General features: G+C 41.1%; 25 protein-coding genes. 14 read left to right on the top strand and 11 right to left on the bottom strand.

The window, feature by feature from the left end; genetic code table 11:
- The first annotated feature begins 1 nt into the window (after window position 1).
- The 9 genes from dinG to HNQ84_RS03740 all read left to right on the top strand — a co-directional run bounded on the left by dinG (window position 2) and on the right by HNQ84_RS03740 (window position 8,776).
- A complete protein-coding gene (dinG, locus tag HNQ84_RS03780) occupies window positions 2–2,647 on the top strand; it encodes an ATP-dependent DNA helicase DinG (RefSeq protein WP_435621223.1) in 2,646 nt (881 codons plus the stop codon).
- A 61-nt stretch (window positions 2,648–2,708) separates the two neighbouring features.
- Window positions 2,709–3,440, top strand: coding sequence for a ComEC/Rec2 family competence protein (locus HNQ84_RS03775; protein WP_435621313.1), 732 nt, complete (start codon window positions 2,709–2,711; stop codon window positions 3,438–3,440).
- Window positions 3,441–3,624: 184 nt separating this feature from the next.
- Window positions 3,625–3,795: a YpmA family protein gene (locus HNQ84_RS03770; RefSeq protein WP_006319505.1), complete on the top strand. Its 171-nt coding sequence runs from the start codon at window positions 3,625–3,627 to the stop codon at window positions 3,793–3,795.
- 6 nt (window positions 3,796–3,801) lie between these two features.
- A complete protein-coding gene (locus HNQ84_RS03765; protein WP_435621222.1) occupies window positions 3,802–4,290 on the top strand; it encodes a cell wall elongation regulator TseB-like domain-containing protein in 489 nt (162 codons plus the stop codon).
- Complete coding sequence (locus HNQ84_RS03760) at window positions 4,287–5,474, top strand: pyridoxal phosphate-dependent aminotransferase (RefSeq protein WP_435621221.1); 1,188 nt, start codon at window positions 4,287–4,289, stop codon at window positions 5,472–5,474. Before HNQ84_RS03765 ends, HNQ84_RS03760 begins: the two co-directional genes overlap by 4 nt.
- Before the next feature lie 114 nt (window positions 5,475–5,588).
- The gene (gene asnS, locus HNQ84_RS03755; protein WP_435621220.1) at window positions 5,589–6,881 is read left to right on the top strand and encodes an asparagine--tRNA ligase; all 1,293 of its coding nucleotides are present in this window, start codon (window positions 5,589–5,591) and stop codon (window positions 6,879–6,881) included.
- 67 nt (window positions 6,882–6,948) lie between these two features.
- Entirely contained in the window at window positions 6,949–7,620 is a 672-nt protein-coding gene (locus HNQ84_RS03750) for a DnaD domain-containing protein (protein WP_435621219.1), read from the top strand.
- A gap of 13 nt (window positions 7,621–7,633) precedes the next feature.
- Window positions 7,634–8,284 carry an endonuclease III gene (nth, locus tag HNQ84_RS03745; protein ID WP_435621218.1) on the top strand — a complete coding sequence of 217 codons (651 nt, stop codon included), beginning with the start codon at window positions 7,634–7,636 and terminating at the stop codon, window positions 8,282–8,284.
- The gene (locus HNQ84_RS03740) at window positions 8,285–8,776 is read left to right on the top strand and encodes a YpoC family protein (RefSeq protein ID WP_435621217.1); all 492 of its coding nucleotides are present in this window, start codon (window positions 8,285–8,287) and stop codon (window positions 8,774–8,776) included. It abuts the gene before it with no gap.
- Between the two features lie 30 nt (window positions 8,777–8,806).
- Here the strand turns inward: HNQ84_RS03740 and HNQ84_RS03735 are convergent, their stop codons facing one another.
- The gene (locus tag HNQ84_RS03735) at window positions 8,807–11,425 is read right to left on the bottom strand and encodes a transglycosylase domain-containing protein (RefSeq protein WP_435621216.1); all 2,619 of its coding nucleotides are present in this window, start codon (window positions 11,423–11,425) and stop codon (window positions 8,807–8,809) included.
- A gap of 15 nt (window positions 11,426–11,440) precedes the next feature.
- Entirely contained in the window at window positions 11,441–12,040 is a 600-nt protein-coding gene (gene recU / locus HNQ84_RS03730; RefSeq protein WP_183246688.1) for a Holliday junction resolvase RecU, read from the bottom strand.
- A gap of 125 nt (window positions 12,041–12,165) precedes the next feature.
- Between recU and HNQ84_RS03725 the strand changes: the two genes are divergently transcribed.
- The 3 genes from HNQ84_RS03725 (at window position 12,166) to HNQ84_RS03715 (ending at window position 14,796) form a co-directional block, all read left to right on the top strand.
- Window positions 12,166–13,956: a SulP family inorganic anion transporter gene (locus tag HNQ84_RS03725; RefSeq protein ID WP_435621215.1), complete on the top strand. Its 1,791-nt coding sequence runs from the start codon at window positions 12,166–12,168 to the stop codon at window positions 13,954–13,956.
- The gene (locus HNQ84_RS03720; protein ID WP_183246692.1) at window positions 13,953–14,297 is read left to right on the top strand and encodes an ArsR/SmtB family transcription factor; all 345 of its coding nucleotides are present in this window, start codon (window positions 13,953–13,955) and stop codon (window positions 14,295–14,297) included. Before HNQ84_RS03725 ends, HNQ84_RS03720 begins: the two co-directional genes overlap by 4 nt.
- A gap of 295 nt (window positions 14,298–14,592) precedes the next feature.
- Window positions 14,593–14,796 carry a hypothetical protein gene (locus HNQ84_RS03715; protein ID WP_183246694.1) on the top strand — a complete coding sequence of 68 codons (204 nt, stop codon included), beginning with the start codon at window positions 14,593–14,595 and terminating at the stop codon, window positions 14,794–14,796.
- Window positions 14,797–14,829: 33 nt separating this feature from the next.
- On the opposite strand, the gene HNQ84_RS03710 is transcribed toward HNQ84_RS03715, so the two are convergent.
- Together HNQ84_RS03710 and HNQ84_RS03705 are read right to left on the bottom strand one after the other, a co-directional pair.
- On the bottom strand, window positions 14,830–14,997 hold the full coding sequence (locus HNQ84_RS03710; protein ID WP_183246696.1) for a hypothetical protein: 168 nt from the start codon (window positions 14,995–14,997) through the stop codon (window positions 14,830–14,832).
- Window positions 14,998–15,057: 60 nt separating this feature from the next.
- Window positions 15,058–15,270 (bottom strand): YppF family protein, encoded by a 213-nt coding sequence (locus HNQ84_RS03705; RefSeq protein ID WP_032099846.1) that lies wholly within the window; start codon window positions 15,268–15,270, stop codon window positions 15,058–15,060.
- Between the two features lie 154 nt (window positions 15,271–15,424).
- On the opposite strand from HNQ84_RS03705, the gene HNQ84_RS03700 reads away from it, so the two are divergent.
- Window positions 15,425–15,751, top strand: a complete 327-nt coding sequence (locus HNQ84_RS03700; RefSeq protein ID WP_183246699.1) for a YppG family protein — start codon at window positions 15,425–15,427, stop codon at window positions 15,749–15,751.
- A 21-nt stretch (window positions 15,752–15,772) separates the two neighbouring features.
- Here HNQ84_RS03700 and HNQ84_RS03695 read toward each other — a convergent pair whose 3' ends face one another.
- A complete protein-coding gene (locus HNQ84_RS03695; protein ID WP_435621214.1) occupies window positions 15,773–16,195 on the bottom strand; it encodes an Hsp20 family protein in 423 nt (140 codons plus the stop codon).
- 395 nt (window positions 16,196–16,590) lie between these two features.
- Between HNQ84_RS03695 and HNQ84_RS03690 the strand changes: the two genes are divergently transcribed.
- A complete protein-coding gene (locus HNQ84_RS03690; protein WP_435621213.1) occupies window positions 16,591–18,234 on the top strand; it encodes a glycerol-3-phosphate dehydrogenase/oxidase in 1,644 nt (547 codons plus the stop codon).
- Here HNQ84_RS03690 and HNQ84_RS03685 read toward each other — a convergent pair.
- The 6 genes from HNQ84_RS03685 to HNQ84_RS03660 all read right to left on the bottom strand — a co-directional run bounded on the left by HNQ84_RS03685 (window position 18,231) and on the right by HNQ84_RS03660 (window position 23,277).
- Window positions 18,231–19,019, bottom strand: a complete 789-nt coding sequence (locus HNQ84_RS03685; RefSeq protein ID WP_183246706.1) for an EcsC family protein — start codon at window positions 19,017–19,019, stop codon at window positions 18,231–18,233. The two genes, HNQ84_RS03690 and HNQ84_RS03685, sit on opposite strands and share 4 nt — an antisense overlap.
- 72 nt (window positions 19,020–19,091) lie before the next feature.
- Window positions 19,092–19,517 carry an Hsp20/alpha crystallin family protein gene (locus HNQ84_RS03680; protein WP_032099842.1) on the bottom strand — a complete coding sequence of 142 codons (426 nt, stop codon included), beginning with the start codon at window positions 19,515–19,517 and terminating at the stop codon, window positions 19,092–19,094.
- Window positions 19,518–19,590: 73 nt separating this feature from the next.
- Complete coding sequence (gene yoyC, locus HNQ84_RS03675; protein WP_435621212.1) at window positions 19,591–19,851, bottom strand: protein YoyC; 261 nt, start codon at window positions 19,849–19,851, stop codon at window positions 19,591–19,593.
- 12 nt (window positions 19,852–19,863) lie between these two features.
- Complete coding sequence (locus HNQ84_RS03670) at window positions 19,864–20,838, bottom strand: hypothetical protein (RefSeq protein ID WP_183246852.1); 975 nt, start codon at window positions 20,836–20,838, stop codon at window positions 19,864–19,866.
- Window positions 20,839–20,890: 52 nt separating this feature from the next.
- Window positions 20,891–21,973, bottom strand: coding sequence for a diguanylate cyclase (locus tag HNQ84_RS03665; RefSeq protein WP_246348805.1), 1,083 nt, complete (start codon window positions 21,971–21,973; stop codon window positions 20,891–20,893).
- A 71-nt stretch (window positions 21,974–22,044) separates the two neighbouring features.
- On the bottom strand, window positions 22,045–23,277 hold the full coding sequence (locus HNQ84_RS03660) for an aminopeptidase (protein WP_183246710.1): 1,233 nt from the start codon (window positions 23,275–23,277) through the stop codon (window positions 22,045–22,047).
- Window positions 23,278–23,320: the final 43 nt, after the last annotated feature.

Below are 23,320 nucleotides of genomic sequence, written 5' to 3'. Positions count from 1 at the left end.
GATGAATGATCGCTTTGTCGTCGTCGATATTGAAACGACAGGAAATGCCCCGAAAAAAGAAGATCGCATCATTCAAATTGGTTTTGTCGTCATCGAGGGCGACAAAGTTTGCGAAAGTTTTTCAACATTTATTCAGCCAGAGCGAGACATTCCTCCTTTTATTCAACAGTTAACGGGCATTGATCATACGATGGTGCATGATGCTCCGCCGTTTCACTATATTGCCCCAATGCTTGTTGAAAAATGGAAAGGAGCTTATTTCGTAGCGCATAACGTTCATTTCGACTGGGCATTTTTACAAAAGGAGTTTATTCGAAGCGGCATACAACCGCCGACATGTCGGCTTTTAGATACGGTGGAGCTCGCCCGTTTTCTTATGCCGACACAGTCAAGCTATAAGTTGAATCATTTAGCTGAAGCGTTGTCGCTTGCACATGATCGTCCTCATCAAGCAGATTGCGACGCAGAAGCGACAGCCCAACTGCTTCTTTTTTTACTGCATAAGCTATCTCGTTTACCGCTTGTGACATTAAAACAACTGCGCCGACACAGTCAAGCGCTAAAGAGTGAGTTAACTGCTCTTTTAGATCAATACATCACTAAAAAAGAACGCTCTCTTCAGCAGAACGAAGAAACGGTTGAATATGAAGGGGTCGCTTTAAAAAAATGGTTTTCGCCAAAACGAACTGACTACCGTAAACATATTCCATCTTTTTCACAATGGCTTGCGACAAACCCATTTGCTTCGCCATTTGAATATCGAGATGGACAAAAACAAATGATGGAAGACGTCGACTACGCGTTACAAACGTGTCAACATGCACTCATTGAAGCGGGAACAGGCATTGGAAAAACGATGGCGTACTTACTTCCTTCCGTTTTTTATGCGGTAAAGCAACAGCAACCTGTCGTCATTAGCACACATACGCTCCAGTTGCAAAAACAAATGATTGAAAAAGAATTACCGAGGGTCACACAGCTTGTTCCTTTTTCATTTACAACAGCTGTTTTGAAAGGCAAACGAAATTATATCAGCGTAAAAAAATTTGCTCGTACGTTAGACGATATAGATACGAACTACGACATTGCTTTAACAAAATGTCAATTGCTCGTCTGGCTAACAGAAACAGAGACAGGTGACGTCGATGAACTAAACTTAACTGCGGGAGGTACGTTATTTTGGGAAGATGTGTATAGCGATGACACGAATGAGGAATACGATTTTTTTGTTCGTGCCAAAGAACAAGCAAAACATGCGCATATCATTATTACAAACCATTCGTTCGTTATGCATGATTTAACTGCTGACGAAAACTTTCTCCCACCGTATGAACGACTCATCATTGATGAGGCTCATCATTTAGAAGATGTGGCTGCTCATTTTTTCGGAAGGCACGTGTCATATGAGTACGTTCGTCTACTGTGGACACGAATGAACGACGTTTCTATGATGCACAAAATGGGTGCACTCCGCTCGTTTCTAGGAGACCTTGAATATGAACTGAATCAACTATTTCAATCTCTTCGCTATTATGTATTACGTCGACAAAAAGGAAATGGACGTATTCGCTATCGCTTTGTTCCGTGGAAAGAGTATGGGAAAGAATGGAACGGAACAATTGAATTGCTTATGCGCATTATGAGCACCGTGCAACAATTGTCGCAAATGATAGACGATATTCCAAAAGAAGAGAGGAAACCTTTTACAACGTTTATTGACGTTTTATCGACGTTACAACATTTATTAACGAGCGACGACGATGATATTGTTCGCTGGCTAGAAGTAGATGCGAAAGCCGCTGTAAATGCGATCACAGTCATTTCACAGCCGCTCGATTTAGCCCATTTTTTTGCTGAGCAATTATTTTCACGTAAGCGGAGTGTTATTTTAACTTCAGCAACGTTAACGACAAACAATCGTTTCTCGTTTATGATTGCTCGGCTTGGTCTTGATGATTTTTATCCGTTTACACGCATCATTCCGTCACCATTTTCGTATGAAAAACAAGCCGCACTGATGGTGCCAACAGACTTGCCAACGTTTCCTGCGGTTGCAGTTGAACAATATGCTGAACATGCCGCTCAGCAAATTATTCGTATCGCTGAACATACAAAAGGGCGCATGCTTGTATTGTTTACGTCATATGAGCTATTGAAACAAACGTATACCTTCGTAAAACAGCTCAATGACGAGCAATCATTTGTGTTACTTGCTCAAGGAGTAAGTGGAGGTAATGCAGCGAAGTTAACGCGCCATTTTCAGCAATTTGAACAAGCGATTTTATTTGGCACAAGTAGCTTTTGGGAAGGGGTAGACCTCCCTGGAAATGAAGTGACATGCGTCGTCATTGTTCGGCTACCATTTGCTCCACCAGATGATCCGGTCATGAAAGCGAAAAGCGATTATATTCGCGCCAAAGGAGGCAATCCGTTTTACGATTTATCGTTGCCACAAGCGATTTTGCGCTTTAAACAAGGATTTGGACGATTAATTCGTACAAAAGAAGATCGAGGAATGATTTTCGTTTTAGATCAGCGATTGTTAACAGCATCGTACAGTAAATATTTTTTGCAATCTCTTCCACCTATTCGGGTATATCATGCGCCGCTTGCCGAACTTTTACAACATGTTAATGAGTGGCTATAAAATTCCCTTTATCAGTGAAAGATAAAAGATGTAGATGAAGGGAGTGAACATTTTGCAATGGATGCTATTCTTTTTTGTATTAAGCAGTTTCATGCATCCTTCAACGGTAGGAGAGCACATTCAAAAAATTGATATGATGCTTGAAGAAGAGGAAATGGCCATTATGTTTTTGCCACTTAGCAACGGAGAAGCGACGTTATTTAAACATGCAAGCGGAAAAACGGTATTGTTAAATACAGGGGCCCCGCATACGGAGCGAGAACTAAAAAGATGGTTTGAGCATTTCCATATTGCCGAAATCGATGAACTTTTGCTAACGAGTGATGATCAAGAATATGTCGGCAATGTCAAATGGATTGAACAAACGTATGGCCCGAAAATAGTGAATGAATGGAAAGAACAAAAAGTATATGAACCTTTCCCGCATTTTCGGATACAGCCACTCTATATAGCCGATGGGGATGTAACGATGTCCCTTCAATACGGTCAGCTCCGCCTTTTATATATGGCGCACGCTGATAATAATGTCGAGCGAAAATTGATGACCATGCCGCTTCATGACGTAAACATATTGAAAATTGCCCATTTCGGTATAAATGACTATCCGCGGACGTCTTTTTTAAAACATGTCGACCCACAAGTAGCAATCATTTTCAAAAAGCACGGCATCTGGCCGAGTGAACGGTTGCTTGAGCGGTTGTACGCGGCTTGGATCGATTGTTATGAGACAAATCGTTTTGGTGTGATTGTAGTGAAATGCAACTTAGAGGAATACGATGTCATGACATTTTAAAAAAAGGGCCAGCATTCGGCCCGCGGTGTGTACGATAGGAAATTTTTTAATTCAAATTGACCAATGTAGGAAATCGTTGCTACAATGAAGATGTTTATACACCGAAATCGGTGTGTAATTGTATTGTTTCCGTTCATAACAAACGATATAAGTAACAAAATTTGTGCACATGGAGGATCGGATCGTGGAGAGTAAAATCGAAGTATTAGCAACTGTAAAGGTTGAATACTCATCGGACTTATACAAAATTGTTGATTGTTTGAACCGAACATTAAAAGAAAAAGATTTAATGTTCGGACTGGCGCTTGATGAAGAAAATAAGGAAAAGGCTGTGTTTACGATTTATCGAACGTAAGAAGGGATGAAGGTGAAAAAAATAGTCATTGCCCTCGCATGTGTGTTGTTCGCTGCTTTATTCCTATATATCGACGCATATATCGACGCTGTATCGTCTAAAAACGAAAGTGAACAACGTGCGATAAAACAGGTGGAAAAAAAGGGGATCATCCATATAACTGATGTATATACGTATCGAGGTAGCGATGTATACGTCATCGTCATAGGCAAAAATGATAAAGACGAACAGATGATTGCGTGGGTGACGGAAAAAGGAAAAGTTGTTGATGTTCGAAAAGCTTCAGAAGGTATTACGAAACAACAAGCGCAATCGTCTATTAAACCGTATTATCCGAAAAAAGTCGTTTCAGTGAAATTAGGAATGGAAAAAGGGATCCCGCTATGGGAAATTACATATATTGACGAACGAGATCGTTATTCGTTTTATTACGTTCGTTTTGAAGACGGGGCCTTTTTGAAAAGATATCATTTTGCGAGGGGGAAGGATTCATGAAGTTAGCGAAACGCGTTGCATCATTAACGCCGTCAACAACGCTTGCCATTACAGCGAAAGCGAAAGAATTAAAGGCAGCAGGACACGATGTCATTGGACTTGGCGCTGGCGAACCAGATTTTAATACGCCGCAACACATCATGGAGGCGGCCGTGAAAGCGATGTACGATGGGCATACGAAATATACGCCATCTGGTGGATTAGCAACACTCAAGCAAGAGATTATTAAAAAATTTCATCAAGACCAACAGCTTGACTATAAACCGTCAGAAATTATCGTATGTGTCGGAGCGAAACATGCGCTTTACACGCTATTCCAAGTCATTTTAGATGAAGGCGATGAAGTGATTATTCCAACGCCGTATTGGGTGAGCTATCCGGAACAAGTGAAACTAGCAGGTGGCGTACCGGTATATGTTGAAGGACTTGAAGAAAATGAGTTCAAAATAACACCGGAGCAACTCAAACAGGCAATTACAAATCGCACGAAGGCCGTCATTATTAACTCACCAAGCAATCCAACGGGTGTCATTTACACGAAAGAAGAGCTACAAGCGCTCGGTGAAGTATGTTTAGCACACGATGTGTTGATTGTTTCTGATGAAATTTATGAAAAACTCGTTTACGGTGGACATGAACATGTTTCTATTGCTCAGCTCTCACCGGAATTGAAAAAACAAACGATCATCATTAACGGGGTGTCAAAATCACATTCCATGACAGGATGGCGCATCGGTTATGCAGCAGGGGATGCCGATATCATTCGGGCCATGACAGATTTAGCAAGCCATAGTACGTCAAACCCAACATCGATTGCTCAATACGCTGCCATTGCTGCATATAGCGGGTCTCAAGAGCCAGTTGAACAAATGCGTCAAGCGTTTGAAGAACGATTAAATATTATTTACGATCGCCTTATTCAAATCCCAGGGTTTTCATGCGTGAAGCCACAAGGTGCGTTTTATTTGTTCCCAAATGCAAAAGAAGCGGCAACAATGACGGGATACGAAAATGTCGATGCGTTTGTCGAAGCGTTGCTTGAAGAAGCAAAAGTCGCACTCGTTCCAGGTTCAGGATTTGGTGCACCAAACAACGTGCGCTTATCATATGCGACATCGCTTGATCTTTTGCATAAAGCACTCGATCGCATCGAAACGTTTATTAGTGAAAAAACGCACGGCTAGTCGATATGACTAGCCTTTTCTTTACGTGTAAGAACGATCATCTTGCGTTTTTTTGTCGAAATGTATAATATTGATGATGTACATAACAGTTGAACGTCTTTGGAGGGAATTTTTGTGAAAACGACGATTGCAGAAGTACATAAATATGTAGGACAAGAAGTAACGATTGGCGCTTGGCTTGCGAATAAACGATCAAGTGGAAAAATCGCTTTTTTACAACTGCGCGATGGCACAGGCTTTATTCAAGGAGTTGTAGAAAAAGCGCAAGTAAGTGAAGACGTATTTCAATCAGCAAAAAGCATAACACAAGAAAGTTCACTATATGTCACAGGTGTTGTGCGCGAAGATAATCGTTCACCGTTTGGATATGAGCTATCTGTCACAAACATTGAACTTATTCATATGGCTGTTGATTATCCAATTACACCAAAAGAACACGGTATTGAATTTTTAATGGACCATCGCCATTTATGGCTTCGCTCGAAGCGCCAACATGCGATTATGAAAATTCGTAACGAAGTCATTCGGGCCACATATGAATTTTTCAATGAAAACGGCTTTGTGAAAGTGGACCCGCCAATTTTAACAGGAAGTGCGCCAGAAGGAACGACAGAATTGTTCCATACGAAATATTTTGATGAAGATGCGTATCTTTCACAAAGTGGACAACTATATATGGAAGCAGCAGCGATGGCACTTGGCAAAGTATTCTCGTTCGGTCCAACGTTCCGCGCGGAAAAATCAAAAACGCGTCGTCATTTAATTGAGTTTTGGATGATTGAGCCGGAGATGGCGTTTTATCAATTTGAAGATAACTTACAAATACAAGAACAATACGTTTCCCATATTGTGCAGTCCGTATTGAAAAATTGCCAACTAGAGCTTAAAACGCTCGGTCGTGATACGTCTAAGCTCGAAAATGTCAAGCCGCCATTTGCGCGCATTACGTATGATGAAGCGATTCAGCTTCTTCATAAGAAAGGATTCGACGACATTCAATGGGGCGATGACTTCGGTGCACCACATGAAACAGCGATTGCGGAAAGTTTTGATAAACCGGTATTTATTACACATTATCCAACGACATTAAAGCCGTTTTATATGCAGCCAGATCCAAATCGCCCAGAAGTCGTTCTTTGCGCGGATTTAATTGCTCCAGAAGGATACGGAGAAATTATTGGCGGTTCAGAGCGCATTCACGACTACAATTTATTAAAACAACGGTTAGAAGAACACCAATTGTCGCTTGATGCATATAAATGGTATTTAGAGCTTCGCCAATACGGTTCTGTGCCACATTCAGGTTTCGGACTAGGACTTGAGCGGACTATCGCCTGGATTTGTGGTGTCGAACACGTTCGTGAAACGATTCCGTTTCCACGTTTACTTAATCGTTTATATCCATAATGATGAAATCCCCCGTGCTCACATGGGGGATTTGTTTTATGATATAATAGAGCGTGAGGTGTTTGACATGGATAATGAAATGATTCGCTTTTTTCGTGAAGGAAGCGTGGCCATTCCACGGTTATTATTAACGAACTATAAAGCGCTTGGATTAAATGAAACAGAGTTTATGTTATTGTTACACATCCATTCGTTTCTTGAACAAGGAACGTCATTTCCAACCCCAGATGAAATTGCTGCGCGTATGACCATTTCTTCTGAAATGTGCATGCAACAACTGCGAAAGCTTGTACAAAAGGGATTTTTGTCTATTGAAGAGCGAATGGATAACAACATCCATAGCGAATGTTACTCGCTTGATCCGCTTTGGGAAAAGCTTATTCGCACCGTCTTTCAGAACCGAAAACAAGAGGAACAGCAAGAGGAACAATTGTACACCGTTTTTGAACATGAATTCGGTCGCCCGCTTTCCCCAATGGAATGTGAGACGCTAGCGATGTGGATGGATCAAGACGAACACGACCCCGTAATCATTAAAGCGGCGCTACGCGAGGCGGTATTATCAGGAAAATTAAATTTCCGCTACATCGATCGCATTTTGTTTGAATGGAAAAAGAATGGGATTAAAACAATTGAACAAGCGCAACAACATGCAAAGAAGTTTCGTAAAAACCAAGTGAAGCAAGAGCAACCATATAAACCAACCGTTCCGATTTATAATTGGCTTGAACAGTCGTAGAAAGGATGGTTACATGCTAACGAAGCAACAAATTCGCTACTGTTTAAATGAGATCGCAAACATGTTTCCAAACGCGCATTGTGAGCTCATTCATCGCAATCCGTTTGAACTATTAATCGCTGTTGTTTTATCCGCGCAATGTACAGATGCGCTCGTCAATAAAGTGACGAGGCAACTATTTGAGAAATATAAAACACCAGAAGATTACGTGTCTGTTTCGCTAGAAGAGCTCCAACAAGACATACGTTCGATCGGACTATATCGCAATAAAGCAAAAAACATTCAGCAACTATGTCGTATATTAATCGAGCAATATAACGGAGAAGTACCAAAAAGTCGCGATGAACTAATGAAGCTCCCGGGTGTCGGCCGAAAAACAGCGAACGTTGTCATATCTGTTGCATTCGGCATTCCTGCGATTGCTGTCGATACGCATGTCGAACGAGTGAGTAAACGGCTTGGTATTTGTCGTTGGAAAGATTCTGTGTTAGAAGTAGAAGAAACACTAATGAAAAAAATTCCGAAAGAAGAATGGTCGGTGACCCATCATCGCCTTATTTTTTTTGGACGTTATCATTGTAAAGCACAATCGCCGAAATGCGGCGTTTGTCCACTGCTTCATCTTTGTCGAGAAGGAAAAAAACGGATGAAGGAGAAGATATAAATGATCGTTCCAAAAACGTTTCAACATCCGCTTTTTTTTACGACCGATACAATGGATGTTCCTACGTTTCAACCGTTTCCGATGATGATGAAGCACGTGCCGTTTTATTATGATATGACACAAGAGGGGGAGCCGTGGCAACGGAAAGAGCAGTCGCTTCCCGCTATATTTCAGCTTTGGGAGGAAGAAAAACGTGAGCTTGCTCCGTTATTTGCAACTCGTCAAGGGAATAAAGCAAAAGACGGAATGGTTCGAGGGATTAGCTACTTTTTATGTGCGCTACATTGGTTCAATGAACGAGCAGTAAGTGACGTATGCCATTGGGAAAAGGAAGTGGGGTCGCTCCCGCTCAGCCCGTTAAATGTCGTTGATCGGCTTTCGTTTATTTTTGCTCGTCCGATCCTTCATCATTCTTTTGTTCAATTAGATGAACTATTTACCGAACTCATGAAGCTATTTTATAAACAAATGGTCCAACAAAAAAGAGACTGAGAATTGCACTCAGTCTCTTTTCTCATGTTATTATTGACGATTTGTTGTCCCGTCATTGTTTCCATTTCGTTGTTGATTGTTTGCTCCCGACGAATTTGTTGATGAATTGTTATTTGGGTTTGTCGGGTTTGTCGGGTTTGTTGGTGTCCCCGGATTGTTTGGGTTTGGCTCGGTCGGGTTTGTCGGTGTCCCCGGATTGTTTGGATTTGGCTCGGTCGGATTTGTTGGCGTCTCCGGGGTTTCTCCGTTTCCCGGTTGTCCCGGTGTCTCATTTTCTTTTGGTTGCTCCGGTTCTTTTTTCGGAATTTGCACAAGCGCTGTAGTTGGTGCGCTTGGTGTGCCATCTGCTGCGACGGCATATACTTCAAACAAGTACACCGAGCCTTCTTTCGCATCAACGGTCAGCTGTGAATCTTTCGTTTTAGCAATGACGGTTGGCTTACGTCCATCTACCATTTGCCGTACTTCAAACGATATATCTTTTTCTGGATCGATTGTATACGACCACGACAACGAAATGGTTTGTGTCGCTGGATCGTATTGTGCTCGTAAGTCTTTTACTGGTTCAACCACTTCTTGTTTATCTTCAGCTACTTCTGTTGGTTCTTCGTAACCGCGCACAAAATATTCGTACGTAATTTCACTTTTTGGCGTATATTCGTTTGCTAGTTTTGGCGGATTTGTTCCTTTTTTTACGGCTAGCTTGACAACGCTTTTTGGCTGTTTAAAGTCACCGCCGCTGCCATCATCTACGTGAGAAATGACGCGCTTAAACAATTGCTTCGCATATTGTTGTTCATATTTTGATAAATATGCTTCGCTACTTTTTTTGCTAAATCCGGTCCAAATCGCCGCTGTATAGTTTGGCGTATAGCCGACGAACCAGCTGTCAGGAACGGCACCTTTTGAGAGACCGTACTTACGACGATCTTTTTCGTCATAGTTTGTCGTTCCGGTTTTTCCCGCAATATGAAGCCCTGGTACGTTTGCTGCTGTCCCTGTTCCTGACTGAACGACTGTTTTTAACATATCGGTAATCATAAATGCTGTATAGTCTTTCATTGCAGCTTTTGGCTCTGGACGAAGATCTGCTTCTGTCCCATCTGGGAATACGACTTTTTTTACAGCATGCGGTTCAATATAAATGCCACCGTTTCCGAATGCACTGTATGCACCGGCCATTTGAAGTGGAGATACGCCTTTACCGACCCCACCGACCGCATATGCTTCATGCATTTCTTCAAAGCCCATGCCAAGTTTATTAGCAAATTGCTTTGCGCGTTCTAAGCCGACTTCTTGGAGCGCTTTTAGCGCTGGAATGTTTCGAGAACGAGCAAGCGCTGTGCGCATCGACATTTGTCCTTCGTATTTGCCGTCCCAGTTTTTAATTGGCGTTCCGTCCGAGTATTGATACGGTTCATCTTTTAATTGATGGTATGTCGACCATTTTAAATATTCAATTGCTGGACCGTAATCGACAATCGGCTTAATCGTTGAGCCGGGCTGTTTCCGTGTATCTGTAGCATAGTTAAATCCAAACGTGACTCCTTCTTCTTTTTTACGTCCGCCACCAAGTGCCCGAATTTCCCCTGTTTTTGTATCTACAAGAGCAATGCCGGCTTGGAAATCAGCCTTGTTTGTGCGAATGACCTCGTCGGAATTGAGTAATTCCTCCACATACGACTGAGCGTTTGGATCTAGCGTTGTATAAATTTGTAATCCAGCTGTGAACACGTCAAGGCCTGTTTTTTCTGTCACTTCATCAATCACTTGATCAATAAATGAATCGTACGGGATCGTACTTTGTTGTTTATTTTCTGTTAATAGTGATTGTACAGGTACTTTTTTCGCTTCTTCGGCTTCTTCTTTTGAAATAAATCCATGTTTAGCCATAAGCGACAATACAGTATTTCGCCGTTTTTCTGCCGCTTCTGGATGTGTAAACGGATTGTAATTGTTCGGGCTTTGCGGAATACCGGCGAGCAATGCTGCTTCTGGAAGCGTTAATTGTGATAAATCCGTTTTGCCAAAGTACGTTTCGGCTGCTTTTGCGACGCCGTAGGCTCGGTTTGAATAATAAATTTTATTCAAATACATTTCTAAAATTTCATGTTTTGAATATTTTTGCTCGAGCCGAATGGCAAGCCATAATTCTTGTACTTTTCGTTTCAACGTTTTTTCAGGTGTTAAAAAAGAAAGTTTTACGACTTGTTGTGTAATTGTACTTCCACCTTCAGCTCCAAATCCTTCGCGAATATTCGCTACAACGGCTCCGAAAAAGCGTACAATATCAAAGCCATGGTGTTTGTAAAAGCGAGCATCTTCTGTGGCGAGTACAGCTTCTTCAAGCACTTTCGGAATATCTTTATACGATACGTAAATGCGTTTTTGTTGCCCGAGTTCTGCCACTTTTTTACCGTTTCCGTCGTATACGATCGACGCTAAAGGATCGCGCAACAACGTTTCATCAAGTGGAGGAGCATCTTTAATCATCCACGCAAACGCTGCTACACCAGAAAACATACCAATGGTCATGATCAGCAACATAATAAGCACAATTTTTTTCATCATTGAACGCCCTCGCTCACGCGGACGTTGTTTTTTTTGTTCCGCTTGTTTTCGTTCTGTTCGTGAACGATAGTTCGCCATATCGTTCCTCCTATTCTAAAAATATAGTTTGTCCACAATTTGAATATAATCGATTCGTGGGTGATAGCCAAGCGGAATGACATAACCATGTCGTTCGACTTCCGCCTTTGTTATCGATTTGCGACCACCTTGTTGCTTGCGCTCCCAATATTCAAGGAGGTGATGTGCATCCAATAAATATGTCTCATCAAACGTCGTAAAACGCAAAATCACGAAGCAAATCGCTCCGTGGGCTAGCACTTGTTTCATATGTTCAATTTGGTGCTTGTGAAAATTTTGAAGCGGAAACGATGTACGATTTCGTGTTTCTTTTGCTTCAAAGTCGATATATTTCCCACGGTATACGCCGTTATAGTCCGTTGTGGACGGTTGTTTAAAATACGCTTCTTTAATGACGGCAGCGCTTCGTTTCGGATAATCAACGCGCACAATTTGCACAGGCGTCGGTTTTTTATGAATGACGGCAATACCTTGAGCTAAATAATAAGCGTTCGTTTCATTTAAATCTGCCTCGAGCGTCATCCCTCGATTTCCATACGTATCGGCAGCGGAAGTGCGCAACGTCTGTTCATTTTCTTTTTTTTTATACGGTCGCCCATTCGGATATTTCAACATATCATCCCCCCTTGAATGTTCAACATTATATCATATGTTTCGGTTGTTCGTCATTTGCTCGAAAATTAGAAAAAGAAAGATGATTTGACATGAAAATAAGAAAGTGATATAAATATTTTGTATATATGTATATTCAAAAATTTGAATATATAAAAAAGGTGGGGTACTTTTTGAAGCGGTTCCAAGGATACACTATGGCTCATTTTCAAAAAGATTTAATATCAGGGTTTATTGTAGGTGTGATTGCTTTACCGCTCGGGATGGCGTTTGCGATTGCTTCCGGTGTAAACCCAGAGTACGGAATTTATACGACAATCGTTGCAGGTATTCTCATTTCTCTTTTTGGTGGATCAAAATATCAAATTGGAGGACCTACAGGGGCATTTATTCCCATTCTATTAGGTATTGTATTAACATATGGATATGAAAATTTACTTGTCGCCGGTTTTTTATCAGGAATTATGCTCGTGTTATTTGGAGTGTTGCGCTTAGGCTCTCTTATTAAGTTTATTCCCCGTCCTGTGACGATCGGATTTACAGCAGGAATTGCTGTTATTATTTTTGCTGGTCAAATCCCTAATTTTTTAGGATTAAATGTAAGAAAACATGAAGCGTTTATTGATAATATGAAGGAAATATGGACACATCTTCATGATGTCAATATATATAGTGTTATCATTGCATCGATAGGGCTTGTCGTTCTGTTGCTTGCGCCAAAAGTTGCCCCTAAAATACCGAGCCCATTATTAAGTTTAGTTGTTTCAAGTTTATTTTCCTTTTTTTTACTCGAAAATAAAGTAGCAACCATCGGCTCTGTTTATGGGGAAATTCCAAATACGCTTCCGCATGTTTCGGTTCCTCATTTCACACTAGAGCACATATATGAGATGATTAGACCAGCTTTTGTTATTGCGATGCTTGGCGCAATTGAATCTTTGTTATCGGCGGTCGTTGCTGATGGAATGACAGGAGAAAAACATCATAGCAATCGTGAATTAATCGGACAAGGAATTGCCAATATAGTAACTCCTTTTTTTGGTGGAATTCCAGCGACAGGTGCAATCGCACGAACAGCAACGAATATTAAAAGTGGAGCAACGTCTCCATTGTCCGGTATCATCCATGGCCTTGTTGTTCTCGCCATTTTGCTCGTTTTTTCACCGTATGCATCGCATATTCCGCTAGCAAGTATGGCACCGATTTTAATGATTGTTGCTTGGAACATGAGTGAGCGGAAAGAGTTTATACATGTGTTAAAAATGAAATCAGCTGATTCGATTGTGCTTGTCATCACATTTGTTTTAACAATTTTTGTAAATTTGACTATTGCTGTAGAAGTAGGTCTTATTTTAGCTGTACTATTGTTTGTAAAAAGAATGACAGATGTATTTCAAGTATTCAAAGTACTTCCAGATGAACAAAAGAAAAAAGTCAGTCCCCGAATGGTTGAACAAGGAAGAGACTGCCCGCAAATTAGTATATATACAATTGATGGTCCATTGTTTTTCGGTGTAGCTCAAATGTTTGAGCAATCGATTATGTCGACAATAAACCATACCCCGCGTGTTCTTATTTTACGCATGAGTAAAGTACCGTATATGGACCAAACAGGGGAAGCGAATTTAGCAAGTCTTGTTGAGCATTTTCAATCGAAAGGTGGAATTATTTTCGTTTCCGGTATACAACAACAACCGAAAGAGATGTTAAAAAGATGTGGATTATATGATAAAATTGGCGAAGAAAACTTTTTCGAGCATACAGGGGAGGCGCTAAAAACCGCTTTTTTACACATTAACCAAACGCAATGTGTTGGTTGTAAGCATTTTGCCTTTTCAGAGTGTCGCCAGTTATGTCATATTCAAGCAGAACAAGCGGTCAATCATTTTAAAACAGAATATGTTGGAGGAAACAAATGAACCTAGAATTACAGCAATTTAAAGCGGAGTTTTTCAAGGCTTTAGCCCATCCTTTGCGCATTCGTATTTTAGAATTATTAGCAGAAGGGGACAAAAACGTCAACGAATTACAAACGTTAATCGGTGCTGAAGGATCTGCCGTATCCCAACAACTGAGCGTGTTACGTTCAAAAAACATTGTGTATGGAACGAAAGATGGGAATCGAGTAATTTATTCATTACGTGATCCAATGATTGTCGATTTGTTACACATTGCCAAACAAATTTTTAATAATCATTTAATTGATGCGATCTCTATTTTAGATAAAATGAATGAAGAGAAAGAGACAGGGGGAACGTGATCCCCTGTCTTTTTATGTAGAAGGACGGTCTGGACCTTCTAGCTTTTTGTCGCCAAAACCTGTCGTTTCTTCTTGCTTCGGCTTTTGTTTTTTCTTTTGTTCTTTTTTGGCCATCACAATGCCCCCTTTCGTCTTTTTATTTTGACCGATCATGTCAAAAACATGCGTATGGATTTGTCGAATTTTGTACACATAACACTTTGTTTGCCGAATTTCTTCTAGTTTTGTCAAGTGAGAAGGGAGGAAGTGAAAGATGGCGAATGTGTATGGCAAAGGGCGAAAGGGGAGTTGGAGGATGGAACATATTCAAATGCAACTACAACAGTTGTTTGAGGAGATTGAGCAGTTGGAAAATAAATTAAAAGAGCGTACAGAAGAACAAATGGCTACACATTACGATATGCAGCAAGATAGTTTACAAGATATCGAACGCCAACTCGACAACATCGAACGACAAATGGAAAAAAGAGAAATATATACGTTCGCTCCAGCGATATAAAAGATATAAAAAAGGTGGCATAGTAGCCACCTTCTATTCTTTTACCCGTTCAATCGTCACCGGACGATGTTCTTCATTTCCTACTGTATCAATGGCGTAGTCAACCACTTCACGTTCTTTCGATGACGCCAATTCGCCATGTTTCGGCTTTTCGCTTTCATGCCCTTTTTTCTTATGGTGAAAATGAACACCACGACCCATTTCCATCATCCTCCTTTTGCATGCTAACGTCTCACTTAGCATGGCACAAGAGGGGACAAATCATTCAGCACTTCCTGAATATTGCTTTACTCGTTCATCATCAGGTTTGTAAGCACCAAGCGCTTCTAAATCGCGCACGAGATGGCGATACACACCAAGCGGCAATTCGTTGCGCAAATACAGTTGGCGCGCAAAATCAAGCAATTCGTTTGCGTCAATCGGCTCATATTGTTTTGTCGCAATAAATTTGTTTTTTAATTCAATAATTGTCATAATTATTCCCTCCCCCTTTTGCACTTATCATAACATAAAAAAAGACGACATGTTAAATTCAAAAAATTGAGAATTCCGACATCGATTGACATGATTAGTCACGAACCATTTAGCTAAAAAACGAATATGATGTGATGAAAGGAGATGAGAAGCTATGTATCAACCATGGTCTACCATGCAAATGCCACATATTCCACCTGTTCATTATTATCCATACTATTCCCAACCGACCTCGTTTCCGACTCAGCCAGTCGTTCCGCCAGTTGTACCGTCCATGTCTCCATTCGCTCCACCAACCGTTTCTCCTTTTATGCCGCCGATGTCTCCATACACGAAACCGCCAAGCTTGCTTGAGCAGTTTAAAACAAAAGAAGGAACGTACGATATAACAAAAATGATGAATACGATGGGGCAGGCGGTGCAAGTCATGAACCAAATGAGCGGGCTTGTGAAAGGATTAACGCAAACGTTTAAATTGTAACGTTTGCGTTTTTTCGTATCGTTATTCAATTGGGATAAATGTTTTTTTCTGCGGGAGACGAATGATCAGCTTACCGTCTTGAAATGATGCGTGAATGTCTGATTCACTCACAGGATAAGGGAGAAAAATAGATTTCGTTGCTCGTTCATATGTGCGTTGGCGATGAACGATTTTTTTTTCATCATCAATTGTTTCCGTCTGTTCATCGTAAATGACCGATAGTAACAGGCGTGTATCATCTATGAACTGCAAATGAATACCGTCACGTTTTGTGTTTGGAATATGGGCAATAATGATGTATTCTTCATTTGTTTCACGCACATCAATCGGAATATAAACAGGTGAAAATGTGCGATGAACATATTCATCAAGCGCATGCAACATTTTTTTTAACGACCGATCATCGAAAAATGAATCGAGCATATGAGACAAATCTTTTTTCATCAGCATTCACTCCTTATAACATACGTTTGTTCGTAATATATGCAGGAAAAAAGTAAATCGTGCGCGAAACTTTTTATGTTGTCATTCGTAAATATGTAAAAGAGATGAGAAAGGAAGAGATCGCGTGCAAAGAAAAAGAAAGGAAAACAAGCGACTAAACGCGAGACAGATTGTAAACAAATATAAAGAAAAAGGAATGAATATTAGCTTATGCAAGCCACGCTCAGCTATTAAATGGCTTTTTGTGCAAAACAGTTGCCTTTTTCCACGCATATGATACAATGAAACTAAAGTTCATACATGTCAAGAGACGAAGAGAGACCATACATGCATAATAAGCAAAAGCTTATTGTGCCTGTTTTGGTCTCTTTTTGTTTTTACAAGGGGGGATCGTTATGTTTTCAGCAAAACAACGGATGCAAATGATTGAGGAAATGGGCAAAACAACGTATGATGTGCTCGTCATTGGTGGAGGAATTACTGGTTGTGGCATTGCGCTCGATGCAACGACGCGCGGAATGAAAACAGCGCTTGTTGAGATGCAAGATTTTGCAGCAGGTACGTCAAGCCGTTCAACGAAGCTCGTTCATGGCGGATTACGTTACTTAAAACAGTTCGAAGTGAAAATGGTCGCAGAAGTAGGAAAAGAGCGGGCAATCGTGTATGAAAACGGTCCGCACGTGACAACTCCGGAATGGATGTTATTGCCGATTCATCGCGGTGGCACGTTCGGCAGATGGAGCACATCGATCGGGCTATGGGTGTACGATCATTTAGCGCGCGTCAAAAAAGGAGAACGACGAACGATGTTATCAGCAGATGAGACGCTACAAAAAGAACCGTTAATTAAACGAGATGGATTGCTCGGTGGTGGCTATTATGTTGAATATCGAACAGATGATGCCCGACTGACGATTGAAGTGGTGAAAAAAGCGGTAGAATGTGGAGCACATGCGGTAAACTACGTACAAGCGGAATCGTTTGTGTACGATGAAAACGGACGTGTCATTGGCGTCATATGCCGGGAGCAAATCACAGGGCAAACGTTTACAATATATGCAAAAAAAATAGTCAATGCGGCAGGTCCATGGGTTGATATACTTCGTGAAAAAGACGGCTCAAATGTCGGAAAAAAATTACGTTTAACAAAAGGTGTGCACATTGTCATTGACCAAGCACATTTTCCGCTTAAACAAGCGGTATACTTTGATACGCCTGACGGTCGCATGGTATTTGCGATTCCGCGCGATGGGAAAACGTATGTTGGAACAACAGATACGTTTTATGATAGCGATCGTGCTCATCCGAAAATGACAAGTGACGATCGCGACTATTTATTGCGTGCCATTCATTACATGTTTCCTTCTGTTCATATTACAAAACAGCATATTGAATCGAGTTGGGCTGGTTTACGTCCTTTAATTTACGAAGAAGGAAAAGATCCGTCAGAGATTTCTCGAAAAGATGAAATTTGGCAATCTCCTTCCGGCCTTATTACAATTGCAGGTGGAAAATTAACAGGGTATCGAAAAATGGCGGAAACGGTCGTTGATCTTATTGCTAAACAGCTAGGAAAGACGTATTCACCTTGTCAAACAAAACATTTGGCGATTTCCGGCGGGGACGTTGGCGGTGCAAATCAATGGCATACGTTTATGTCAAAAAAAGTAGCTGAAGGGATTGCTTACGGATTTACAGAAGACGAAGCGAAACGACTCGTTCAACGATACGGCGCGAATGTCGATCGTTTATTTGCCCTTACAAACACATATGATCGAAATAAAACGTCCCTTCCGCTCGATTGGTATGTGATGTGTGTATATGCGCTCGAACACGAAATGACCGTCACACCCCTTGACTTTTTCATTCGTCGCACAGGGGCCCTCTTTTTCGACATCGCTGCGGTTCGCGAGCTAAAAGAAGCAGTCGTTGCATATATGCAATCATATTTCAATTGGACAGAAGAAGAACGAAACCAATATGACCAACAAGTAAACATGGCGCTTCATGATGCGGTCATTCCATGTACGAAATGTTAGGCGGGTTCTCCCGCCTTTTTCATTTCTTGAAGTTTTTCCATAATGCGCCGTTTTCGATAAAACATCGCACCCGTTTCAGCTATATCAGCAATCATTGCTTGATTCGTCCATGCGCCAAATACCATTCCTGCGATCGGAATAGCTTGAAATAATTTTTTCCAACCGTATTGATCGCGAAACGCCCAAACGATTTCTCGCCATCCTTGCAATTGAGAAATGGTTTGCTGTTCGCTCTTGGATGACCATTCGTTTAAAATCGCTTGCTTGCCAACGACGTCAGCGAGCGAGAATTGTAAACATTTTACGATAAACAATCGTTCTTCTTTTTCATGTGGATCAAATCCGTATATGATCGCCATTTCTTGCAATGTTTTTAAAGCTGTTCCGAGAACGACAGCAACATCGAGCAGTAACGTCCATGCGCCACCAAAGCCTGTCGCTGCCCCTTGATATGTCGCGAACGTTTTACGTTTTGCTACAAGTTTCTCACAAGCTTCATTCATCTTTTGTAACGGAATCGCACGTACCTCATTTAACGTGATCCTACCATAAAATGAAGATAGGACGGCTTCTTTATTCACTAAATATTGTCCACCTGTTTGAATATATTGGCCAAGCTCATCAAGAAGATGTGCCATTTTTTTATGTATCCATGCCGGTGTTAAACGGTCAAGTAAAACAAATGGCAAACGGCTTATTTTTTCCCAAAACCAAATACGCTTTTGTTCTTTTTCCCATTTTTCAATTTCGCGTAATTGATCGATTAAAAACGATTTGTCATCCATTCCGCTCACCTCGTGTATATATACGTGTAACAAAAAAGAAAGTTTCAAAAAACACCGGCGATATGGCCGGTGTTAATGAAATTGTACGTCAATTCGTTTTTTGTCGCTCGCTTGTACTTTCGGAATGCGAATTTCAAGCACCCCATTTTTATACGATGCTTGCACGTTTTCATGTGCAGCAGGGGAAGGGAGAGGGATCGTACGGTAAAACCGTCCGTAAAATCGCTCTTGCCGATGCATATGTTCATCGTGTACGTCATGTTGGCGACGCACTTGTCCACTAATCGACAGCGTTTGATGATCAATATGAATATCGACGTCTTCTTTTCGTTCTAACCCAGGAATGTCACACGTCACAATCATTTCTTTTTCATTTTCATGCACATCGACGCGAGGCATGCGAAACACATCATCTACGTGCGAAAAAAACGAAGGAAAGTTAGAAAACATACGTTCTATATCCCGTCGCATGACATCTAATGAACGAAATGGATCCATCGTAAAACCTCCTCGTATCATATTCGCTACGTATTTTGCGCAAATGACGGGATGTTATACAAAAAAACTTGCCTTAGCGGGAAGGCAAGTTTTCGAGCTGTTGTACGTATAAACGAACGAGTTCGTATTGTTGTTTAGCATCAAGCGATGATGACGCAATACGCTTGATCGCCAATGAAAATTTCTCGTAAGGCGATTTTCTTAAACGCGGATGTGTCATTTCATCGAATAAATCGCGCCGAATCGCATCGATTAACACTTCTTCTGCTTCATTTTCCGTTGCGGGTAACGAACGGTTTGACCATAATGATCGATACGCTTCTAACAGTTCCAAAAAACTCCCTCCTTAGTCAATGCGGTCAATCGTTTCTGCCATTTGTAAAAACGGGTCTAACTCATTTGTTTGTTGGACAAAAATAGTCAGTCGCATCGGTGTTCCGTTTTTTACAACGAATACATACACTTCGCCATCTGCAATGGCACTTTTATATACATCCGCACCGTTCAAACGCGTTCCTTTTGTCCACGTTATTTTTTCGACCGTTCCGTCTTTACTGCTCGCTTTTACATATTGTTCAGCTTGTTCTGCGATAAGTGACCAATCTGCCCCTTCATCAATAAGTTCGACCGTCATCGATGATTTTTCTTCATCAAGAAAAATCATATCTTTGCCTGGTTCAATTGCTTCTGCTTGATAACCGTCTAAAATATTCGCTTGAAACGGTTGATTGCTACTTTTATATGTGTAAAATGATTCGCTTGTTTGTTCGCCCGTTTCATTTTCGATCGTTGCTGTACGTTTAATTGTTTTTGCCATCGTCATAAATGGCTCAAGCCAGTTATCTTCTTTTTTCGTAAACACCGTTAAAAACATCGGGGCATCTCCTGTTACACCAATAATATAAACGACACTATCATCGACCGGGGCTTCATATACGATGGCGTCTTCAAACGGCAACGTTCCTTCAAACGGTGTAGCTTGTTCGGAGACGGCCGTGGCCCGTTCTTTTGCGTACGTTTCGATTTGGTCTTTCGCTTCTTTCGGCAAAAGTTCAATGCGCATCCATTGTTCTTGCTCGCTTTCATGCATGACGACATCTTTTCCTGGTTCTTCTGCTTCTAAACTAAACTTTGGTAATAATGAAATTGTAAACGGTTGATTCGTACTTTCAACAGGTGTCAATTCAAGCGGGGCTTGTTTTTTTTGTTGCTCTTTATTTGCAACAGGCTGCTTTGCTGGGGCAGTTGTTTGTTCGTTGCAAGCAGAGAGCAATGTGAAAGCTGCAACGATGCTAATGAATAACTTCGATCGTTGTTTCATATTTTTCGCTCCTTTAATTGTTTTTACTTTTATTGTCGTATAGTTTGGCATTTCATGCAAGTGTTCCTTTATATACAACCGTACGATTTCGTCCTTGCTGTTTCGCTTCATATAAGGCGATATCCGCCTGTTTAAATAGTTCTGTTTCATTTGTTGCAAGCGTCGGGAAAAGTGAAATGCCGATAGAAACTGTAATATGCACCGTTTGTTTTTGTACGACAAATGGATAACGCTCAATCGTTGTTCGGACATGCTCGGCAAATGTTACTGCTTCATGTTCGCAACTGATAAGTAGGATCGAAAATTCCTCACCACCATTGCGAAAGGCTAGGCCGTTTTTCGGAACGAGCGAGCGAATGAGCTCACCAAGATGACGTAAAATGACATCTCCACCATCATGTCCGTACACGTCATTTACTGATTTAAAGCGATCAATATCAAATAAAATAAGCGCTAAACAGTTGTTTTGTTGCTTGACTTGTGCCATTTTTTCATTTAATACAGTATGAAACTGACGAACGTTATAAAGCCCCGTTAAAAAATCAGTCGTTGCCCATGCTTTATAATGTTGCAATAAATCTTTTGATTGGCGAATATCTTTACAAATATTAGCAGCTATATATGTGGCGATAATCGAGATGGGCCAGAAAATGACTAACGTTTCAGTGTAAATGTAGCGATCTGGAATATTAATGAATAAGGCAAACGAAATGAAACACATGCTGTAAGCATTCATCCAAAACGTTGTTACCGCGATGTTTCGCTTCATCCAGCGACTTATTAGCCCACAGCCGATTGCAATCGCAAGAGAAATAAAAAAAGAAACGAGCGATGCAAACATATTGCCGAATAAAAATCGTCCTGCTCCCATAATGATCCCTGCCGCCAGTGCGCTTGGCATGCCACCGTAGTAGCTGACGACAATGAGTGGAATGTGGCGCAAATCCGCAATAACTCCATGTCCAAGTGGAATGGAAAAAAGCATAAGCACAATGCTTAATAAGCCACAAAAAGCCCCAGCAAGTAGGCGCATATAAAAAGGAGATTGTTTATGAATGTTTAAAGGGAAAAATTTACTAATTAAATAAAAACCAGCAATAAGTATGCCGCTGTTGGCAATAAATTGTTTGATCATCCCTCGCTCCTCCTCTCTTTGCCAATATATGCGAATGAAAAAAAATGTTGCGGACAAACGCCGCAACATCTTTAAATAGAAATCACCCATTCACCATTTCGCATAATCGGTTCGCGTACACCGTCTTTTGTGATGCCATCGACGTTTAATTCATGAGAACCGATCATAAAATCTTCATGCACTAAGCTATCGTTTGCTCCACGTTCAAGCAATTCTTCTGTGCGCATATTTGTGCCGCCTTCGATATTTGTCGGATACGCTTTGCCAAGCGCCAAATGTGAGGCAGCATTTTCATCAAATAACGTATTATAAAACACAAGATTTGATTGTGAAATTGGCGAGCGATGTGGCACGAGTGCAATTTCTCCTAATCGACGTGCACCTTCATCTGTATCGAGCAAATGTTTCAACGTATCGTAGCCAACTTCTGCTGTAAAATCGACAACTTTACCATCTTTAAATGTAAGTGTAAAGCCGTCAATAATATTTCCGCCGTAGTTCAGCGGTTTTGTATTGCGCACAACACCATTCGTTCCATCTTTATGCGGCATCGTAAACACTTCTTCTGTCGGCATATTTGGATTAAATACAATGCCGTCTGTACTTTTTGCTGCGCCACCAGCCCAAATATGTCCATCCGGCAACGCAACAGTTAAATTTGTGCCCGGTCCGTCATAAATGAGTTGTTTATATTGTTTGTTGTTTAAATAATCGACAATGCGCGCTAATTTTTCATTGTGCGCTTTCCACGCAGCAATCGGATCGTCTTGGTCGACGCGAGTGACTTGGAAAATAACGTCCCATAACTTTGCAATAGCTTCGTCCTCATCCATATTCGGAAATACTTTTTTCGCCCATGCTGGTGTCGGCACAGCAATTAAAGACCAGCAGTTATGATCGGCCATTAAGCGACTACGGTAATGTTGCAACGCCATGCTTGCTGCTTTTGTTGCTGCAGCTACTCGTGCAGGATCAATATCTTTTAATAAGTCTGGATTCGGTGCATAAATACTTAAAAACGCTCCACCTTTTTCGGCGACTTCCTCGCGTCCTTTCGCAAGCCATGTCGGGTACTCATGAAGCGCTTCTTCTGGCGCGTGTTTAAATTTTATGTACGTGATTTCTTCATCGCTCCACTCGACATGCACATGTTTTGCCCCAGCTTCGTACGCTTTTTTAGCAATTTCGCGCACAAGTGGAGCAGACGGTAGCGGAGCGTTAATAAACAACGTTTGCCCAGGTTGAATGTTTACCCCAACACGCACAGCAAGTTGTGCGTATTTTTGTAATTGTTTTTCTAACATAACAACGCCTCCTTATTGTAAAGCATACTACCATTTTAACAAA

Source organism: Anoxybacillus eryuanensis (genome assembly GCF_051200995.1).
GTDB lineage: Bacteria > Bacillota > Bacilli > Bacillales > Anoxybacillaceae > Anoxybacillus > Anoxybacillus tengchongensis.
This window is presented reverse-complemented; position numbering and strand designations above follow the sequence as displayed.

What these genes read in the sequence shown, in the direction of transcription:
- dinG (WP_435621223.1), top strand. Translation starts at nt 2, where the DNA reads ATGAATGATCGCTTTGTCGTCGTCGATATTGAAACGACAGGAAATGCC.
- HNQ84_RS03775 (WP_435621313.1), top strand. Translation starts at nt 2,709, where the DNA reads ATGCTATTCTTTTTTGTATTAAGCAGTTTCATGCATCCTTCAACGGTA.
- HNQ84_RS03765 (WP_435621222.1), top strand. Translation starts at nt 3,802, where the DNA reads ATGAAGGTGAAAAAAATAGTCATTGCCCTCGCATGTGTGTTGTTCGCT.
- HNQ84_RS03760 (WP_435621221.1), top strand. Translation starts at nt 4,287, where the DNA reads ATGAAGTTAGCGAAACGCGTTGCATCATTAACGCCGTCAACAACGCTT.
- HNQ84_RS03750 (WP_435621219.1), top strand. Translation starts at nt 6,949, where the DNA reads ATGGATAATGAAATGATTCGCTTTTTTCGTGAAGGAAGCGTGGCCATT.
- nth (WP_435621218.1), top strand. Translation starts at nt 7,634, where the DNA reads ATGCTAACGAAGCAACAAATTCGCTACTGTTTAAATGAGATCGCAAAC.
- HNQ84_RS03740 (WP_435621217.1), top strand. Translation starts at nt 8,285, where the DNA reads ATGATCGTTCCAAAAACGTTTCAACATCCGCTTTTTTTTACGACCGAT.
- HNQ84_RS03735 (WP_435621216.1), bottom strand. Translation starts at nt 11,425, where the DNA reads ATGGCGAACTATCGTTCACGAACAGAACGAAAACAAGCGGAACAAAAA.
- recU (WP_183246688.1), bottom strand. Translation starts at nt 12,040, where the DNA reads ATGTTGAAATATCCGAATGGGCGACCGTATAAAAAAAAAGAAAATGAA.
- HNQ84_RS03725 (WP_435621215.1), top strand. Translation starts at nt 12,166, where the DNA reads ATGTATATTCAAAAATTTGAATATATAAAAAAGGTGGGGTACTTTTTG.
- HNQ84_RS03720 (WP_183246692.1), top strand. Translation starts at nt 13,953, where the DNA reads ATGAACCTAGAATTACAGCAATTTAAAGCGGAGTTTTTCAAGGCTTTA.
- HNQ84_RS03715 (WP_183246694.1), top strand. Translation starts at nt 14,593, where the DNA reads ATGGAACATATTCAAATGCAACTACAACAGTTGTTTGAGGAGATTGAG.
- HNQ84_RS03710 (WP_183246696.1), bottom strand. Translation starts at nt 14,997, where the DNA reads ATGGGTCGTGGTGTTCATTTTCACCATAAGAAAAAAGGGCATGAAAGC.
- HNQ84_RS03705 (WP_032099846.1), bottom strand. Translation starts at nt 15,270, where the DNA reads ATGACAATTATTGAATTAAAAAACAAATTTATTGCGACAAAACAATAT.
- HNQ84_RS03700 (WP_183246699.1), top strand. Translation starts at nt 15,425, where the DNA reads ATGTATCAACCATGGTCTACCATGCAAATGCCACATATTCCACCTGTT.
- HNQ84_RS03695 (WP_435621214.1), bottom strand. Translation starts at nt 16,195, where the DNA reads ATGAAAAAAGATTTGTCTCATATGCTCGATTCATTTTTCGATGATCGG.
- HNQ84_RS03690 (WP_435621213.1), top strand. Translation starts at nt 16,591, where the DNA reads ATGTTTTCAGCAAAACAACGGATGCAAATGATTGAGGAAATGGGCAAA.
- HNQ84_RS03685 (WP_183246706.1), bottom strand. Translation starts at nt 19,019, where the DNA reads ATGGATGACAAATCGTTTTTAATCGATCAATTACGCGAAATTGAAAAA.
- HNQ84_RS03680 (WP_032099842.1), bottom strand. Translation starts at nt 19,517, where the DNA reads ATGGATCCATTTCGTTCATTAGATGTCATGCGACGGGATATAGAACGT.
- HNQ84_RS03670 (WP_183246852.1), bottom strand. Translation starts at nt 20,838, where the DNA reads ATGAAACAACGATCGAAGTTATTCATTAGCATCGTTGCAGCTTTCACA.
- HNQ84_RS03665 (WP_246348805.1), bottom strand. Translation starts at nt 21,973, where the DNA reads ATGATCAAACAATTTATTGCCAACAGCGGCATACTTATTGCTGGTTTT.
- HNQ84_RS03660 (WP_183246710.1), bottom strand. Translation starts at nt 23,277, where the DNA reads ATGTTAGAAAAACAATTACAAAAATACGCACAACTTGCTGTGCGTGTT.